This window comes from Izhakiella capsodis (assembly GCF_900115045.1).
GTDB classification, from domain to species: Bacteria; Pseudomonadota; Gammaproteobacteria; order Enterobacterales; family Enterobacteriaceae; genus Izhakiella; species Izhakiella capsodis.
Genome location: NZ_FOVC01000006.1, coordinates 134125 through 150691 on the forward strand (window position 1 = coordinate 134125; position 16567 = coordinate 150691).

The 16567-nt window shown below is 46.5% G+C and carries 16 protein-coding genes and 2 tRNA genes; 14 read left to right on the forward strand and 4 right to left on the reverse strand.

Annotation, left to right across the window (positions count from 1 at the left end; translation table 11 throughout):
* Positions 1 to 45 precede the first annotated feature (45 nt).
* From sbcD to rdgC, 3 genes are all read left to right on the forward strand, one after another.
* Positions 46 to 1272: an exonuclease subunit SbcD gene (gene sbcD, locus BM191_RS10510; protein WP_092877918.1), complete on the forward strand. Its 1227-nt coding sequence runs from the start codon at positions 46 to 48 to the stop codon at positions 1270 to 1272.
* Positions 1269 to 4934, forward strand: coding sequence for an AAA family ATPase (locus BM191_RS10515; RefSeq protein WP_092877921.1), 3666 nt, complete (start codon positions 1269 to 1271; stop codon positions 4932 to 4934). The genes sbcD and BM191_RS10515 overlap by 4 nt, the downstream gene beginning before the upstream one ends.
* 346 nt (positions 4935 to 5280) lie before the next feature.
* Positions 5281 to 6192, forward strand: coding sequence for a recombination-associated protein RdgC (gene rdgC, locus BM191_RS10520; RefSeq protein WP_092877923.1), 912 nt, complete (start codon positions 5281 to 5283; stop codon positions 6190 to 6192).
* A gap of 34 nt (positions 6193 to 6226) precedes the next feature.
* Here rdgC and ppnP read toward each other — a convergent pair whose 3' ends face one another.
* On the reverse strand, positions 6227 to 6511 hold the full coding sequence (gene ppnP / locus BM191_RS10525; RefSeq protein ID WP_092877925.1) for a pyrimidine/purine nucleoside phosphorylase: 285 nt from the start codon (positions 6509 to 6511) through the stop codon (positions 6227 to 6229).
* Between the two features lie 204 nt (positions 6512 to 6715).
* On the opposite strand from ppnP, the gene BM191_RS10530 reads away from it, so the two are divergent.
* A complete protein-coding gene (locus BM191_RS10530) occupies positions 6716 to 7384 on the forward strand; it encodes a MarC family NAAT transporter (RefSeq protein WP_092877927.1) in 669 nt (222 codons plus the stop codon).
* Positions 7385 to 8271: 887 nt separating this feature from the next.
* Positions 8272 to 9285 (forward strand): acyltransferase, encoded by a 1014-nt coding sequence (locus BM191_RS10535; RefSeq protein ID WP_230479575.1) that lies wholly within the window; start codon positions 8272 to 8274, stop codon positions 9283 to 9285.
* Between the two features lie 481 nt (positions 9286 to 9766).
* Here BM191_RS10535 and BM191_RS10540 read toward each other — a convergent pair whose 3' ends face one another.
* Entirely contained in the window at positions 9767 to 10321 is a 555-nt protein-coding gene (locus BM191_RS10540; RefSeq protein ID WP_092877929.1) for a class I SAM-dependent methyltransferase, read from the reverse strand.
* 598 nt (positions 10322 to 10919) lie between these two features.
* Between BM191_RS10540 and BM191_RS16790 the strand changes: the two genes are divergently transcribed.
* From BM191_RS16790 to BM191_RS10575, 9 genes are all read left to right on the forward strand, one after another.
* Complete coding sequence (locus tag BM191_RS16790) at positions 10920 to 11090, forward strand: hypothetical protein (RefSeq protein ID WP_092877931.1); 171 nt, start codon at positions 10920 to 10922, stop codon at positions 11088 to 11090.
* 249 nt (positions 11091 to 11339) lie between these two features.
* A complete protein-coding gene (locus BM191_RS17405; protein ID WP_269017637.1) occupies positions 11340 to 11471 on the forward strand; it encodes a hypothetical protein in 132 nt (43 codons plus the stop codon).
* Positions 11472 to 11823: 352 nt separating this feature from the next.
* Positions 11824 to 12144 (forward strand): SymE family type I addiction module toxin, encoded by a 321-nt coding sequence (locus tag BM191_RS10550; RefSeq protein ID WP_230479576.1) that lies wholly within the window; start codon positions 11824 to 11826, stop codon positions 12142 to 12144.
* Positions 12145 to 12782: 638 nt separating this feature from the next.
* Positions 12783 to 13391, forward strand: coding sequence for a LuxR C-terminal-related transcriptional regulator (locus tag BM191_RS10555; RefSeq protein WP_092877933.1), 609 nt, complete (start codon positions 12783 to 12785; stop codon positions 13389 to 13391).
* 110 nt (positions 13392 to 13501) lie between these two features.
* Positions 13502 to 13762, forward strand: a complete 261-nt coding sequence (locus tag BM191_RS17550) for a helix-turn-helix domain-containing protein (RefSeq protein WP_092877935.1) — start codon at positions 13502 to 13504, stop codon at positions 13760 to 13762.
* 525 nt (positions 13763 to 14287) lie between these two features.
* Positions 14288 to 14461, forward strand: a complete 174-nt coding sequence (locus BM191_RS16795; RefSeq protein ID WP_177203326.1) for a hypothetical protein — start codon at positions 14288 to 14290, stop codon at positions 14459 to 14461.
* Positions 14462 to 14943: 482 nt separating this feature from the next.
* Entirely contained in the window at positions 14944 to 15132 is a 189-nt protein-coding gene (locus tag BM191_RS10565; protein WP_092877937.1) for a hypothetical protein, read from the forward strand.
* A 21-nt stretch (positions 15133 to 15153) separates the two neighbouring features.
* A tRNA-Lys gene (locus BM191_RS10570) sits at positions 15154 to 15229 on the forward strand.
* A gap of 1 nt (position 15230) precedes the next feature.
* A tRNA-Gly gene (locus BM191_RS10575) sits at positions 15231 to 15305 on the forward strand.
* A gap of 451 nt (positions 15306 to 15756) precedes the next feature.
* On the opposite strand, the gene ymcF is transcribed toward BM191_RS10575, so the two are convergent.
* Positions 15757 to 15918, reverse strand: coding sequence for a cold shock small protein YmcF (gene ymcF / locus BM191_RS17640; RefSeq protein WP_456236152.1), 162 nt, complete (start codon positions 15916 to 15918; stop codon positions 15757 to 15759).
* Between the two features lies 1 nt (position 15919).
* Positions 15920 to 16132 carry a transcription antiterminator/RNA stability regulator CspE gene (gene cspE / locus BM191_RS10580; protein ID WP_092877939.1) on the reverse strand — a complete coding sequence of 71 codons (213 nt, stop codon included), beginning with the start codon at positions 16130 to 16132 and terminating at the stop codon, positions 15920 to 15922.
* Between the last annotated feature and the right edge of the window lie 435 nt (positions 16133 to 16567).

Below are 16567 nucleotides of genomic sequence, written 5' to 3' on the forward strand. Positions count from 1 at the left end.
GCAATTTACGTATAATTCCCGCTGTTTCGCCAGGGAGGAAATCCGGTGCGTATTATTCACACATCTGACTGGCATCTGGGCCAGCTTTTTTACACCAAAAGCCGGGCAGCCGAACACCAGGCGTTTCTTGACTGGCTATATCAACAAATTATCGCACACCGGATTGACGCGCTGATTGTCGCCGGGGACATCTTTGATACCGGCTCACCGCCCAGTTACGCCCGCGAGATTTATAATCGTTTCGTGGTCCGGCTACAAAGCAGCGGTTGCCAGATGATTGTACTGGGTGGAAACCACGACTCCGTCGCTATGCTAAATGAATCCCGCGAGTTACTGGCCTGCCTGAATACCCGGGTGATTGCCAGCGCCCGCGAAAATCTGCAGCATCAGGTTCTGTTACTCAACGATCGTCACGGCAAACCCGGCGCGTTGCTGTGTGCCATCCCTTTCCTGCGTCCGCGCGATATATTACGCAGTGAAGCCGGGCAGAGCACACAGCAAAAACAGCAGTCGCTGCTGGACGCGATTAGCGCCCACTATCAGCAATGCTACCAGCACGCACAAGCACGCCGCACGCAGGAGCAGCTTAACGTCCCTATCATTGCAACCGGCCATCTTACTGCACTTGGCGTGACGAAAAGCGACGCGGTGCGTGACATCTACATTGGCACGCTGGATGCTTTCCCAGCCAACGCGTTTCCCGCGGCGGATTATATCGCGCTGGGACATATTCACCGTGCGCAAACAATAAACGGCCAGTCACATATTCGCTACAGCGGTTCGCCGATTGCATTAAGTTTTGATGAGTCTGGTAGCGAGAAAAGCGTCTGCATGGTTGACTTCGAACAGGACCAGCTCAGTGCTCTTGAACTACTTAAAATCCCCTGCTATCAGCCCATGCGCATAATCAAAGGATCGCAGAGAGAAATTGAACAGCAACTGGCAACGTTGACGCTACCTGAGGGAGATAAACCCGTCTGGTTGGATATTGAAATCGCCAGCCAGGACTACCTCAGCGATATTCAGCAGCGCATTCAGACAATCACCGCCGATCTGCCGGTGGAAGTTCTGCTCATTCGCCGCAGCCGTGAACAACGTGAGAACACCATTGTCCGTCAGCATAACGAAACGCTGGCAGAACTCAGCGTTGAAGAAGTTTTCTCCCGGCGGCTGATTGGTGAACCTGAGGAAGGTACGGAAAACGCAGAGCGACTCACCCGGCTGTTTAACCAGATTGTTGCGGACGTTCGCGAACGGGGGGCTGCAGAATGAAAATTATCACTTTACGATTTAAGAATCTCAATTCTCTGCGCGGAGAATGGCGTATTGATTTTTCAACCGGCCCCTTCGCCAGTAATGGCCTGTTCGCTATCACAGGGCCTACCGGTGCCGGTAAGACCACCTTACTGGATGCTATCTGCCTGGCGTTGTATCACGCAACGCCCCGGCTTGGCGGATTGTCGCAAACGCAAAACGATCTGATGACTCGCAATACAGCGGAGTGTCTCGCCGAAGTGGAATTTGAGGTTAAAGGCGAACGCTGGCGCGCTTTCTGGGGACAAAACCGGGCGCGCGGCGCGGTGGACGGGAACTTGCAGCCTCCGCGCGTAGAGCTAGTACGCTGCGCTGATAACAAAATTGTTGCGGACAAAGTCAACGACAAAAAGCTAATGTTAGAAAAGCTAACCGGTCTCGACTTCGCCCGATTTACCCGCTCGATGATGCTGTCTCAGGGACAGTTTGCCGCCTTTTTAAATGCCGATGCGAAAGATCGCGCTGAGTTACTTGAACAGCTTACCGGCAGTGAAATTTATGGCCAGATTTCCGCCAGCGTTTATGAACAACATAAAAATGTGCGTAACGAACTCGATCTGTTAAAAACCGAAGCGGGTGCGATGGCCCTGCTGGATAACGATACCCGTAACGCACTGTTGGAGCAAAAGCAACAATTACTGGCGGAGGAGCAAACACTCACCCAACACTATGAGCAGGCACAGCAGCAAAGCCGCTGGCTTGAACAAAGTAAGCGCATTGAGGAACACATTCGCCAGGCAAAAAACCAGCAGCAGGATCTTCAGGAAAAATGGCAGTCCACGCAGTATGAACGGGACCGGCTGGCGCAAGGCGCACCGGCAGAAACGCTGCGCCCGCTGTGGACAAAAAAACAACAACTACAGCAGGATCGACTGGAACTTTTAAACCTAAGTGAGCAGTTACTTTCACAACTTGAGGAGGCGGATAAAGCGCTGAACATCGCCGCAGAGGCTTTCCAGCAAACCAAGATTGAACGTCAACAGCTTGAGTCGCAGATCACCCAGCAGGAAAACATACTTAATGAGCAGGTGATCCCGCTTGATCACCAGCTAGCAACATTACATCAGCAGCTGCAGGAGCAAGAACGGGAACAGGCAAGTCAGCAGCAAGATCTACAAAGGCGCCGAGCGAAATATACGCAATTGCTATCTGATATCGACACACAGCAACAGGATCAGCAGCAGCGTCAGCAATGGCAAAAACAGCACCTCAAGGTGGAAAGCTGGGGCCCGGAGCTGGCCGGCTGGCGCCAGCAGTTGCGCCATTTACAGCAGCAGCGCCAACATGTCGAGCAGCTAAGTAAACAACATCAGCTGGCATCGACTGAACAACAGCAATTACAGCAGCAAATCACGCAACAAGAACAACGTATGCTGCCGCTACAGCAGCGCGAAATACAGGCTCACCGCAAACTTCAGGCGGCAGAGCAGGTACTTGCGTCATTACAGCAACAACATAACGAAAAAAAACTGCGCAAACACCTCTGCCAGCTCAACAACCTGCGTCCCGTTCGCCAGAGAATGCTACTGCTGGACTCACAAATACAGCCGCTGATGCTACGCCAGCGAGCGCTGTATCAGGGTGCTGAGCAAAATAAAACAGCAATCGCCGAAAAGCAGCAGGAAACGCAAGCGCTACGTCAACGTTATGACATGATGCTGCAACAAGTCAGCGCGGTTGAAAAACAGCAGGCTCTGGAACAGAAAATTATTGAATTATCAGCTGAGCGGGACCGACTGGTTGCCGGCAAGCCCTGCCCGCTTTGCGGTGCCTGCCAACACCCCGCCGTCGAGTCATATCAGAAGCTGGTTGTCGATGACTCTACAAACCGGCTGCCAGAGCTGCGGTCGAAGCTAACACAACTGGCCCGGCAGCAAAGCGTCAGCAGCGAGCAGCTAAAAATGCTCGAAAAGCAGTCTTTGCTGGAGAGTCAGGAAGCTGATGATATCAGCCATCAGATTACGGAACTTGCAGCGGAATGGGAGCGCTGTTGTATCAGTCTCTCGCTTACCTTACGTCCAGAACAGCGGGAAGCTTTGGCCGAGTGGCAGCAGCAGCAGGATCTGCAGGAGCAACAATGTGAGATGACTCTGCAGCAATTTGAAGAAGCTGAGCGCACGTGGCATTTGTCTCGCGAAAATTACCAGCAGCACAACCAGCAGTTGATGCAGGCGAATCAACAGCACCAACTGCTGCTGCAACGCCAGCAAACCCACGCTGAGCACCTTACGCTGCTCAGCAACCAGCGACGAGATCAGCAGCAAATCTACCAGTCACAGCAGGAAGACTGGCAGAAAACCCTGCTCGATAGTGGGCTGTCACTGCCTTCAGACGACTGGCAGAGCTGGTTGGATATGCACGAACAGATGTGGCAACAATGGCAGCATAACGAACGGCTGCTTAATGAAAATATACATCGACTGAGCGACTATCAGGCTCGTAAGCAAGTGCTTACTGTAGATGTTGAAGAGAAAGCCACTCGCCTTCAGCAATTGCAAGAACAGATCGATGCGTTACAACAGCGCCACCAGCAAGGTCATCTCCAGCGTCGGTCATTGTTTGGCGACAGGCTACCTGCAGAGGCTCGCAGCCTTTGGTACCAACAGCGTCAGCAGAACGATAGCCTGCACGCTGAACGGCAGACAAATTGGCAGCAGGCAGAAAAGCGGCGCAATACTCTGGACGGGCAATACCAGACACTCAGTGTCCAGCTTGAACAAATTACAGCTCGCAGTGCGGCGCAGGAAAGTGAATTCGCAACGGCTCTCCAGCGGGCCAACTTCAGCAGCGAGCGGCACTATCTGGATGCTCTGTTAGCCCCCTCAGATCAACAGCAGTTGCAGAGCAGTCAGCTGCAACTGAATCAGCATATCCAGCAGAATAATGCACTGCTGGATCAGGCACAACAAGCCTGGGAGGAACACCAAACGCACAGGCCACAGGCAATGACATCTTCGGCAGAGATGCTGCCTTCAGAACTGGAGTTGCTTCGTCAGCAGCTGCGGAATAATGCGCTTCAGCAGGGAGAAGTGACTCAGCAGCTAACCAGCGATGCCCAACGACGCGAACAACAGCAGGCGGTTTTACAGCGAATTGCCGCCGATGAGCAACGGCTGATTGACTGGAGCCGGTTAAACCAGCTCATCGGCTCACAGACAGGTGACCGTTTTCGCCGGTTTGCTCAGGGACTCACGCTCGATCATCTGGTATGGCTGGCTAACAATCAGCTGATGCGTCTGCACGGCCGCTATATGCTACAACGTAAAAATAACGAGGCACTGGAGCTTCAGGTGATTGATACCTGGCAGGCCGATGCCCAACGCGACACACGTACTCTTTCCGGCGGCGAAAGCTTTCTGGTTAGTCTGGCGCTGGCGCTGGCACTTTCAGACCTGGTGAGTCATAAAACGCGCATTGAGTCATTGTTTCTCGATGAAGGATTCGGCACCCTTGACGCCGAAACGCTGGATATCGCGCTGGATGCACTGGATGCACTGAACGCCAGTGGCAAAATTATCGGCGTTATCAGCCATGTAGAAGCGATGAAAGAAAGGATCCCAGTACAGATTAAAGTTTGCAATCAAAACGGATTGGGCTACAGCAAGCTGGCGTTGCCTTAATCTCCTGAGCGCGCGACGGCGCGCGCTTTGATTGATACAGTCAGCCATCCAGTGAGTAGCGAAAAACGTTCTGTCTTCATATATTTGCTGTAAACAATTTCTCCATCAACCAGCAACACGATTTCTGGCACTCAGCGATCGCCGGCTTTAAAAGGAGTGCGGGTAGTTGATTTCGCGCCATGATGATGCACGACCTATCGCCCAGCCTCCTCTTTAACGCCTTTTTCAGCCTGTCCAATCAACAGTAGAATGCAAAGACGATGAAACACTCGCATCGATTCGCTATCATGCGCTCTAACTATAAAACGCTGCGCGATGCTATTGCGCGCTGTAGAAGGAATGCACGATGTTGTGGTTTAAAAATATGATGGTGTATCGTCTGAATCGCGATATCCCTTTCTCGGCAGAAGAGATAGAAAAGCAGCTCGCCGCCTTCACATTTACCCCTTGCGGCAGTCAGGATATGTCAAAGACCGGCTGGGTTTCGCCTATGGGTTCCCGCAGCGACACACTGACACACGTTAATAACAATCAGATCCTGATTTGCGCGCGCAAAGAAGAAAAAATCTTGCCCGCACCAGTAGTTAAACAGGCACTGGACGCCAAAATTGAAAAACGGGAAGCCGAACATCAGCGCAAGCTGAAAAAGACCGAGAAAGACGCGCTTAAAGATGAAGTCCTCCATAGCCTGCTGCCCCGAGCCTTCAGCCGTTTCAGTCAAACCTATCTGTGGATTGACGGAGCAAATAATTTGATTGCCATTGATTGCGCCAGCGCCAAAAAGGCGGAGGACATTCTGGCACTGTTGCGTAAAAGCCTCGGCTCGCTGCCTGTAGTTTCATTGACACTGGAAAACCCCATTGAACTGACGCTAACTGAGTGGGTTCGCTCCGGTGAACTGCCCACGGGCTTTGCACTAATGGATGAAGCAGAACTCAAAGCGCTGCTGGAAGACGGTGGCGTGATCCGCTGCAAAAAACAGGAGCTGGTTTGCGATGAAATCGCACATCATATTGAGGCAGGCAAGTTAGTCACCAAACTCGCTCTGGACTGGCAGGAGCGTATTCAGTTGGTGCTTTCCGATGATGGATCTATCAAGCGGCTGAAGTTTGCTGATGCCCTGCGTGAACAGAATGACGATATCGATCGTGAAGATGTGGCGCAACGCTTTGACGCCGACTTCGTTCTGATGAGCGGTGAACTGGCGGCATTGATTGCTAATCTTATCGTTGCACTGGGAGGAGAGGCGCAACGTTAATCAGGAAGGCGGCTCGCCGCCTTTTCTTACCGACTTACAGATAACGGCAAAGATATGCGCTTGGCTCAGCAATCTGTAGATGAAACTCACTGTGTCCCGCAACGACAAACTTCTCTCCGGCAGAATAGACTCGCCATTCCGTTTCCCCCGGCAACAGAACGTTCATTGCCCCGCTCACAACCGTCATCTCCTCCTTCTGACGAGTGCCAAAGGCATACTCACCTTCCGCCATGACACCAATACTCGCATGACCAGTACTGGCACTGTTAAAACCAATCGATTTTACCTTACCATCAAAATACTCATTCACATTGAGCATAACTTCCCCACAAATTCATGACAGTCAGACTGGCAGTGTAGAGTTATTCCCTCGCCACTGTCACTAAAATTTCCCGCGGGTAAGTCATTGCTAGCAGCAAAAGATAGATTTACCGTTAAGGGTCTATAACAACTTGCAATATTTCATTAATCTTATGCCATCCGCTGGCAGGAGCCGGCATTCTGCATTAATAAGTCAGGAGTAATAATGGAATTATTAAAAGCGATTGGACTTGGGCTAATAGTGCTGCTACCGCTGGCCAATCCTCTTACTACCGTCGCCCTGTTTTTTGGCCTTGCCGGAGACATGAATTTCAGTGAGCGGAAGCGACAAGCGCTACAAGCTTCCATCTACGTATTTATCATCATGGCGGTCGCTTTTTATGCCGGTAATATGGTGATGGATACATTTGGTATCTCTATTCCCGGCCTGCGGATTGCTGGCGGGCTCATCGTTATGTTTCTTGGCTTCCGCATGCTCTTTCCACCGCATCAGGCAGGACGTACGCTGGAGGCTGAACATAAGAAAGACGAGATGAATGAGCAAAAGTCGGTCAGCATAGCCTTCGTGCCGTTGGCTATGCCCGGAACGGCTGGTCCCGGTACTATCGCAATGATAATCAGCACCGCCTCAACTTTTCACGATAATAGTGTCTTTCCGCAGTGGATTCTGATGGTGGCGCCACCCCTGACCTTTTTATGCATCAGCGTTCTTCTGTGGCTATGCCTTCGCAGCTCAGGGGAGATCATACGATTGGTCGGCAAAGGGGGCATTGAAGCGATATCGCGGTTGATGGGTTTTTTGCTGGTATGCATGGGCGTTCAGTTTGTCATTAATGGTATTGAAGAGGTTATTACTCATTTTTCGCATTGAAGAGTGAAGCACCACGACAGACCGCGGATAAAAAACCCTAACGAAGCTGAGAGAATATGAACATTGCATGATTTAAATGAAGTGGCGTCAAAATCCCACTCATATGTATAGCCACACTAGTGGCCGGGCGTTGTGACAATGCATAATAGTTATGTGCGCTTCTTCAAGTTCGCTCCGAGATAAAATGGTCACAAGTCCACAATTGCGCTGGTCAGAACAATCCTCGCGCCGGGTTCTAAGTGAGTGTTAACGACGGGATTATATAGAGCCGCGTAAGCCAGGGTGCTGTGCTTCATCAACTCATGCACCCATGCGTTTTATCCTAATAGCTTTGATCCTGCAATCCGCCACAGTAATCAGCCATAACCTTAAACTCACAGTCTTTGACTGCTGCTGGCGCTCACCCAGCAGTATGGCTAATGCAACAACGTTCATAAATTCAAATTTACGGCTACGCTGTTGAGAATAGATTACCCCACGTCAGGAAAAATTAGCGCCCACCTGTTAAACGTGAACTATGACGGCATCATAGCTCATACCCTCTGGCTCATCGGTTAAACACCAAGCCAACGTGGCGTTTATCCTTTTTATTTTATTGCCAGAAAAGGTCATCGCGATAAGCATCAGGCAAACGCTTATAGCTTATAAAATCTGTACAACGCAGCTCCCCCGCGCTACTGACAATCAGTTACAAATCTTAAACGCGATCCCTGACCTATGATAGCGAATCCATCATCAAATTAGGCCATTTTCCGCTCAACGGAAAAACATTGCGCAAATAAATTTGCTTGCGATAATTCGTCATTATCCGAATTTTGGTAATTTGATGAACTCATCGCTGCCGTTCTGGCAGTGCCGAATTATCGTGACGACGCGGGAGTTGGCGGTTGGAAAATACTAACATCAAGTTGATTACATTGCTGGCTACATTTTTTGTTACGTTGCTCAGCACTGTAGCGACTCCGTTTAGCTATTTTCATCTTGCCTGGTCGGTCTCCGTGGCATATGAGGCTATCGGGCGCATGGCCTATCCACTGTTTTTACTGATAGCCGGTTATATGTCACTGCATGAAGATGAGTCGCTGATTGATACATTGAAAAACCGGGTTGTTAACTTACTGATACCTTTAATTAGCTGGTCGATAGTCTATCAGCTTTACGACTATTTTATTAATGGCTACAACCATTCGGTCAGTATATTCACCCTGCTTAGCCATCCAGCCTACTCACATTTGTGGTTCATTTACACCATGATACTGCTTTATCTGATAACACCGATGCTCAATACCTTCATTCAGAATGGTAGCCGCCAACGCCTGAATTATATTCTAATACTGTGGTTTACCATAGCCTCAGTGTATATGCTATTTAATAACATTAAAGAAAGTTTGCTGTTAGGCCATAGCATTTCCCATCCAAGTAATATTGATCTGGTGGTCTATTTTTCCGGCTACTACATTCTTGGAGGAGTCATTCATCGCTTTAAAATTACGCCTAAGATACCGATCTCTGCACTTATATTTGTACTTAGCACCGTACTGACGGCGATATTAACTTACTCATTATCGATTAGCACTTTTGCACCGAATCAAATTTTCCTCGACTATTCAGCGCCGACTTTAGTGATAGTTTCGGTTTCGTTTTTTTTCATGCTACTGCGCTTGAAGATTAAACTTTCAAACACTCAGGAAAAAATAATAAATACCTTATCTGAGTACAGTATGGGTATATTTTTTATTCACCTATTGATACTGCAAAGCCTGTTACGCTATTTGAATATTAACTTCGAAGGCCAATATTCAATTCTGACCATTCCGGCAATGGCACTGCTGGTTTACACACTATCAACCATGATAGTGACGGTGATCCACCTGATCCCAGTCCTGCGTAAAGCTGTTTAAGCTTTTCGTTATAAAAGTAGTAAGGTCAGTCGTCTTAAGAACTTCACATTACTACGGCTGGTCAAATTCTTCGACTAAAAAATAATATGAAAATTATTCAAATCAAAACATTAACATCTTTGTTGCGAAAAAAACGCGGCTAGATTAAGGTCGGCGGGCGAGCCAATAGAGTAGTACTCGCTCATCATCACGATCGTTATCGGCCACTGAAAGCAATTTGAGTGAAAGCGTTGCGTTATTGACTGTTTGGCCTGTCATTGATATAACCATTGCAACTTTTCCAATAATGCTGCAAACCTCTTCTTTATTAAATACAGTACCTGTATCTCAATTGCAATATTCCCTCCACGGCTAAAACTGAATCATAGCAAAGGCTGAGATATTTTCAGATTCTGAATTATAGAGTGACATTTTGATACATTTTCATGCTAACGTCAGCAAGGCCGCACTTTGAACGAGCTGAAATATATCAAATTACGATCTACACACTATGACAACGATAAACTAAAGCCGGAGGGATATTACATATAACACGGGCACGCGTCCAGTTGAAATACTGTGAAAGCAGAGATTCTGAGAGCGCTGTGTATTGAAATTGAATGAATATACCACCGGGATTCAGCGCATCGCGGGCGCGCTGCAGGATATGGTGGCGAGTGTCGTCAGGTAAAGATAACAGCGGTAATCCTGAGAAAATGGCATCATAACCGGGTTCAATATTTTCAGCTGAATCAATAAGAACCGTCAGACGCTCGTCGCCGATTTCAGACAGCTTACTATAAAAATGCAGATTAGTTTCAAACGCAGAAAGCGAACAATCAGCATGCATACGCTTAAGCAAATGACGAGTCAGGACACCATCTCCGGCGCCAAGTTCAGCGATCGAGCGGACATTCTCCCAGTCAACACCACCAGACATAGTTTTACAAAGAGAACGAGAAGAAGGGGCGATAGTGCCTGTCGAACGCGGATCTGAAATAAACTCTTGCAAGTAGCTCGTTTTATCTTTGATATAGGAAAACGCAGATAACAACATGATCATAGCTCCCGTTATAAGACATCACTAGTAGGCCATAAATTTATTAAAAAGTTCTTAAACTCTCTAAGCTTTAGATGAAAAAAATAATCAGATTTGAGCCAATCACGATACATCTATTTTCCATTTTGATAAATTCTGTTACCTAAGTACATTCGCTGCTAAAATTCAAAATCTATCCACTCTTCAAAAACTCTCACCTCTTTGAGAAGACGCTGTGATTACGTACCAAAATAAAATTTAGCGCTAAGAAATATCACCTGCTTATATATTCGCGCTGAAAAGCGTATCCGTTCATTTCACCAGCGTCACCACGCGTCATTCAATCCACGAGCCAGGTCGCAGCAAAAGGGTGTTCAGAACCACGACACCGATTCACTCTCTGCCCTACCACCGGCCCGGAGTGCCACCTTAGCTGGCCGCGCGGTGCGAATTGTGCGGTTTTTGTTCAGCTATAGCTAACGCTCTGCAAATTGCGCGGTATGATAACAGCAATCCCCCTAATTCTCTATCGAGTAAAGGCCAACGCAGATCTCGGATGTCTGGGTTATAAACTATACTTAGCAACTTCAGGCCTTGCTGTTATCAGGAGCGCATTATGCTAATTGGCTTTGTTTTACTGGTAAGCGCCTGCGGCCAAGATGCCTGCGAAGCGCTACCGGTATCTGACTATATCTTTCCTACCCGCACCGCCTGTGAACGGATGGCAGAACGCGTTCATGAGCGTCGTGCCAATGTCGTGTTGCTGTGTGGAGAAGTTTACCGGTGATTACCCTGCCCTGTACCTCCACCCTGACAGATGAGTAAGACAACGATAAATCATTAGCACAGCAATAGCTGTTCCACCCGATATATCTGCCGCTCTGTTCTGATCTTACAACTATCATGAAAACGTCCTCTCTGACCTGAGAAGGATGTAAGGCACCATTGCGCTGGCAGATGCTACTATCTTCTGGCTCCTCTGCCGATAACTAACCGTACCCTCAGAGCCTGAGGACATCGTAAAGGCGGAGGAATTATGTCAAGTGAAAAGCTGGCCACGCACACCATCGCTCAAGAAATTTTACTGAAATCAGTGCTGAATGCCGAACCCAAAGCTTGTTTTCAGCTGATTGCCAGCGAGGCTGGAGGGCAATTTTCTCTTTATTAACGCAGTGCAGCGAGCCGTAGCACTGAAGCACAAAAAATCCAGGAAGCCCGTATGCCGTCCTATAAATAAGCCGATTTACTGAGCATTCGGTTATTCTATGCAATCGCTGCCTTGATCCGCGTCAACGTATCAGGGTAATAATTCTTTTTGTAATAAAAGAAGGCATCATCTTACTGAATTAAGCCAAGTGCTACGTCTGTCAAACATATTTTAATTTCAGGTTTGCTTTTTTCTGGCGTCTTGTGAGTCAGCCCGCATAAGGCTAATTTTCAATTAATGACGGTCTTTTATTTTATCCCCACCAGTTACACTGATATGGTTATCTTTGCGTTTAATGTTAGGGGAGTAGCAGATGCCAGAACAAAAAAGCCTCATTTCGGACGCGGCTCTCGTGCCACGAACTCGTCGTCTTCATGTGGGCTATCTTCCTAATCAAGGTAAAGGCAACCCAAAGCCACAAATAAAACTATCCGGTGACTGGCTTGCGGTTTTTGGCTTTATACCGGGTAAAGCAGTCCAGCTTGAAGCGCAATCGGGCAGGCTAATTATCACGCTACAGGAAGGTGAAGGGAATCATTCATCGCATCCTCCTCATGTAAAATCCCCTGTATGTAATATTGAGTTACTGCGCTTCGGTCGTATCATTCAGCATCCAATGCTAATGCTCCCCTAATCCTCTTAGCTCAGGTATTTTCATCGGGCAATACAGTCAATCCGCCGCAAGTTTGTATGAATATCGAGGCAATCATTTTCTCTCCACCGGCTCTCCCCCAAGGGCTTCGGGTCAGGATGGACCAAAAGATTTCATATCGGCTGGGACAAAGCGCTTGCTCTATAAGCTCACGTGTCGGATATCAATTACCAGAAAAACTCATTTCATGACTGTCTGTACGAATACAGGCATTTTACGCACCAGCAGATCCTTTAAGAGCACCGCGAGACGACAGCAGGTTCTCAATGATCCACATCGTGCTATCCGAGGTAAGTCTCCTTTTGGAGCCCATCCGGCCTTACCAGGCAACACCGTAACACAATTATCCCTCTGGCCCTGTATCCTCTCATTCTTTAAATATATTTGAGCGTAATGGCTACACCACCAATACAAAAATATTACATTATTAGATATACCCTAAAATTATTAAGCATCTGAGCCGTAATTTACTCTCAGGATGAGTATTAAAAGAATAAAATTATAGCAAAATTCCATGTGTAAGCTATTGATCGTGTAATAAACAATAAATAAAAAAATACTTGATAACCAGAGTAATTTTCGTAAATCATTAGCTAACTTTAAGGAAGAGGGCGAGCATCATGTTCATGATTAGCTTTGTAATAATTTCCGAGAACTATTTCTTCAGAGAGGGCTTAATTCACTTCATAAGCAATATGGCAATGAGTGAATCTTTCATTCCGATATTTATTTTGGATAATAACCTGAGCGTCTCTTCTGGAAATTGCATACTGATACACGATTATCCATTCAGCCTTTTACAGATAATGAAAGGGATGCAAGTAATCTCCAGTAACGTAATGAAAGAAATATCAATGGGTAATACGATACTGGAGAAAAAACGACGCGAAAGGAAAAAGGTGATTTCAATAAATCATAAGTTTAATCGAATATACAACATTCTTTCAAACCATATTACTATAGCGAAATGCTTATACAAAAATAAAAAAGGAATGCATTATACCATCATAGACGAGGGGAAAAGCCTGACCCAAAAGCAAATCGACTTTCTAAACTGTCTGGCTGAAGGCCTTTCAGTGAAGCAGTCAGCGCTCAAAATGGACGTCTGCACTAAGACAATTTATGCCTATAAAAGCCGGATAAAAAGCAACACGGGTTGTCATCTGGACATTGACATCACAAAGTGGATATCTGCAATGGACATGCTGTCGAGCGGGAAGCCACTATGAACATTCTCCTTCAGCACTCTTTATTGTTATGGTTTACAGATCGCTTAAGAATCAGAAATGAACATTCATGAAAGTCACATTAAGCAGGAGCGCAATAATAGGGAGATATAATGTTGTGGGAAGAAGAAAGTTTGATTGTAGAATCAAGAAGGTTAATAGGTAAAGAAATCAGAAAAGCTCGTATGAGACGGTTCACAGAAACAGAGTTCAGCTCTCTTTTAGGATACAGTCAACAGCATATCTCACGTATAGAAAGAGGCATATCACCTCTAAGGGTCGACCTTTTCCTTGAAATATGTCTACTGCTTGAGGTTAGTCCTCATTCTATTATTGAGAAATGCCTCTGCGAAGCCATCTCATTTACGAAATAACATGCGTTCAACGTCTGACGTTGCGCGATAAAATAAGCCACTGATAAAAATGTCAGTGGCTTTATTTTTATTTCCTTCTGAGTAGCCGTCCGACAAGAGAATGAGCGAGCAGCCAGTCGCGCATCTGAGCTATTCGCCGGCAAATGCTTTGCGCGGAGGCTTGTATAACTAAGCTTAAGCAGCAATTTTCCATCTATATGCGCTTTTAAACCTAAATGCGTTGTAACGCACTGGGGAAATGATGAAATAACTGTAGCCCTTTAACCACATTGTGTTCTTCCGATTTTACTTATCATCCTATTTCATACTGGAAGCTAACTAAAATAGTCGTAAAAAATCAATAAAGACTATAAAATAAACTTAACCATATGAAATATATGATTAAAACTAAAACTTGATCGAATTGAAAGTTAGAACTATTTTAGAGATATTCTATCGAATACTATTAAAACCATCAGGAAATCCATCATGCCAGTGATAAAGCTACATTGCAAAGAGTGTGGCAGTGACCGATTCAGGGCGTCAATGAATTCATTACACGATAATCGTATCGCGCAGATGTATTGCGAAAAATGTGCATCACAAGTGGATATTGAGGAGGTCGTATGGTACCAAAATAATTACGTAGCGCCAGGCACCTTACCGCAGGAAGATAACGTTCCCTTCAGTGATGGCGTTTATATACTACCTGGTGCATAAGTTTTCTTAGATTCTTTTACTACCTGAAGCTTCATAGTGCTGAGACAGCTTATTTCTTAGCATGGCGTAAGGTTAATTCGAAGAGAATCACGGACACGCTGCCCGCTTAATTTGGGTTTACTACTGTAGACAGGTAAATCAGCCCCAGCCTTACCAGTATTGACATTTACAGCTCATCAGGTGAAACAAACCGCTACGATGCCTGCAATCGTATATGCCCTTATCGTACAAAGTTCACTCCTTATCGCTCAAGGTATTAAAAGTGCATTTTTGGTCTACATATTACAGCAGAACATCCCAAAATATCCGGTCAGCTTACTACCGAAATCATACAAGGGCTATTCGTAGACACAATGCCGGCATTTTGAAATTCTGAACTCCGTATCAACAGAATCCCCGCAGAGAAGAACATCAAACAGCCATCCAGAGTGCAAAGGTAAAGAGACACAGAGTACCTTCATAAAAATATTGAAGGCTTCGGTATGCGAATTTCTCCGAATCAGCCCGCGCCGAGGATAATAATTGAGCAGAACGCGCTGCAGGCTTATGCATATCTGGCGATAGCAGATAATATCAGAGGCAACAAAGCCACAACGCGAGTAACAATCCGCTTTTTAAAATTAACTTCTATTGCGTATATTGATATTGATCAGGCTATTATGCCAAATTGAGTCTATTATAGCTTGCGCAGTGGGTCGTTAGCTCAGTTGGTAGAGCAGTTGACTCTTAATCAATCGGTCACAGGTTCGAATCCTGTACGACTCACCACGCGGTCATCGTATAATGGCTATTACCTCAGCCTTCCAAGCTGATGATGCGGGTTCGATTCCCGCTGACCGCTCCAGACCTGCTTATCTGTAGTCCAAGACCACCGCCCACATCCATCATTGTTCTCATCCGATTCAACTCTGATTGACTCGTCGATATGAACCTGAATATCCTGACGTTAATTCTCTGTATCTGCTCCTGCAACGCAACGCTAAAAACTGAAGCCACATACTTGAGCAACGTTCAAAACAAACGCTATAGGGTGAAAATCGCCTACCCAGCGTACCCTTCTCTGCCGACGGCACTGCCAAGTCTCACGGCGCGAAGCACAGCGAGTGGAGACTGGCCATAAGTAGTTCAATGTCCTGGTAAACCGCTTGTCAAGCTGGATGCCTGGTGACGTGAAGAAGTCTATTTTCTGCCAGATTAAGAAGGTGCCAGTAAAAACCATAAAAAAAGCATCGCCAAAGCGATGCTACAGATAACAATCTACTTATAAGGTTCTCGTATGAACCTTCTTATAGTTTTTAATTCAATTGCCAACTAGCTGGCTTTAAGCGCACCATGATTGATTTGCAAAAAATACATTTCGCACCATCGGGGTTCGCTTTAGAAATATCAAATACAGAAGTCCGGTACTGCGAACTACGGCAGTGCGGGCATCTTAAAGAGAGTGAGATTAAAATAATCTTAAATTCCTGTTACATTCGCAGCGGCAGGGCCTTTAGGGCCATTCTCGATTGAGAACTCTACACGCTGGCCTTCATCAAGCGTGCGGAAATCATTACTTTGGATAGCGGAATAATGAACGAAAACGTCCTTGCTGCCATTCTCAGGTGAAATGAAGCCAAAGCCTTTTTCAGAGTTGAACCATTTAACAGTGCCGGTGATTTTATCAGACATAATATTTACCTTTATCAGAGAGCCTTTCGGCGACAGAGGCTGAATTGCAGAAACAAATCAAATTCGAATAAAACTCAAAGAGAAAGGCTGAAAGGCGGCACTAACATAGATGAGAAATAAAAAAACTAATTTTGAAACCGTCTGCTCATCAGACCAACGTGCCATTAACGCACATATAAAATAGCTATGCAAGCTAAAAAATGACGATTCGACCGCAGATTTAAATCCTTAAAACCCGGCATCGTATGTATGCTTATCCGATGCCATAGCGGAAGTGTCATTGCCTGCAAGCCCAGGCACAGAATAAAGCCGCAGTTCAGCAGGCCTTCCTCTCACTCGTAAACCCGGGTATTTATCTGCTCCCAGTAGCGCAACCTACCGCGGCGGATGGCCGCCAAAGCGGGCAAAGAAAAGTTGATGCTTACGTTTGAATCT

What these genes read in the sequence shown, in the direction of transcription:
- BM191_RS10515 (WP_092877921.1), top strand. Translation starts at nt 1,269, where the DNA reads ATGAAAATTATCACTTTACGATTTAAGAATCTCAATTCTCTGCGCGGA.
- rdgC (WP_092877923.1), top strand. Translation starts at nt 5,281, where the DNA reads ATGTTGTGGTTTAAAAATATGATGGTGTATCGTCTGAATCGCGATATC.
- ppnP (WP_092877925.1), bottom strand. Translation starts at nt 6,511, where the DNA reads ATGCTCAATGTGAATGAGTATTTTGATGGTAAGGTAAAATCGATTGGT.
- BM191_RS10540 (WP_092877929.1), bottom strand. Translation starts at nt 10,321, where the DNA reads ATGTTGTTATCTGCGTTTTCCTATATCAAAGATAAAACGAGCTACTTG.
- BM191_RS16790 (WP_092877931.1), top strand. Translation starts at nt 10,920, where the DNA reads ATGCTAATTGGCTTTGTTTTACTGGTAAGCGCCTGCGGCCAAGATGCC.
- BM191_RS17405 (WP_269017637.1), top strand. Translation starts at nt 11,340, where the DNA reads ATGTCAAGTGAAAAGCTGGCCACGCACACCATCGCTCAAGAAATTTTA.
- BM191_RS10550 (WP_230479576.1), top strand. Translation starts at nt 11,824, where the DNA reads ATGCCAGAACAAAAAAGCCTCATTTCGGACGCGGCTCTCGTGCCACGA.
- BM191_RS10555 (WP_092877933.1), top strand. Translation starts at nt 12,783, where the DNA reads ATGTTCATGATTAGCTTTGTAATAATTTCCGAGAACTATTTCTTCAGA.
- BM191_RS17550 (WP_092877935.1), top strand. Translation starts at nt 13,502, where the DNA reads ATGTTGTGGGAAGAAGAAAGTTTGATTGTAGAATCAAGAAGGTTAATA.
- BM191_RS16795 (WP_177203326.1), top strand. Translation starts at nt 14,288, where the DNA reads ATGAATTCATTACACGATAATCGTATCGCGCAGATGTATTGCGAAAAA.
- BM191_RS10565 (WP_092877937.1), top strand. Translation starts at nt 14,944, where the DNA reads ATGCGAATTTCTCCGAATCAGCCCGCGCCGAGGATAATAATTGAGCAG.
- cspE (WP_092877939.1), bottom strand. Translation starts at nt 16,132, where the DNA reads ATGTCTGATAAAATCACCGGCACTGTTAAATGGTTCAACTCTGAAAAA.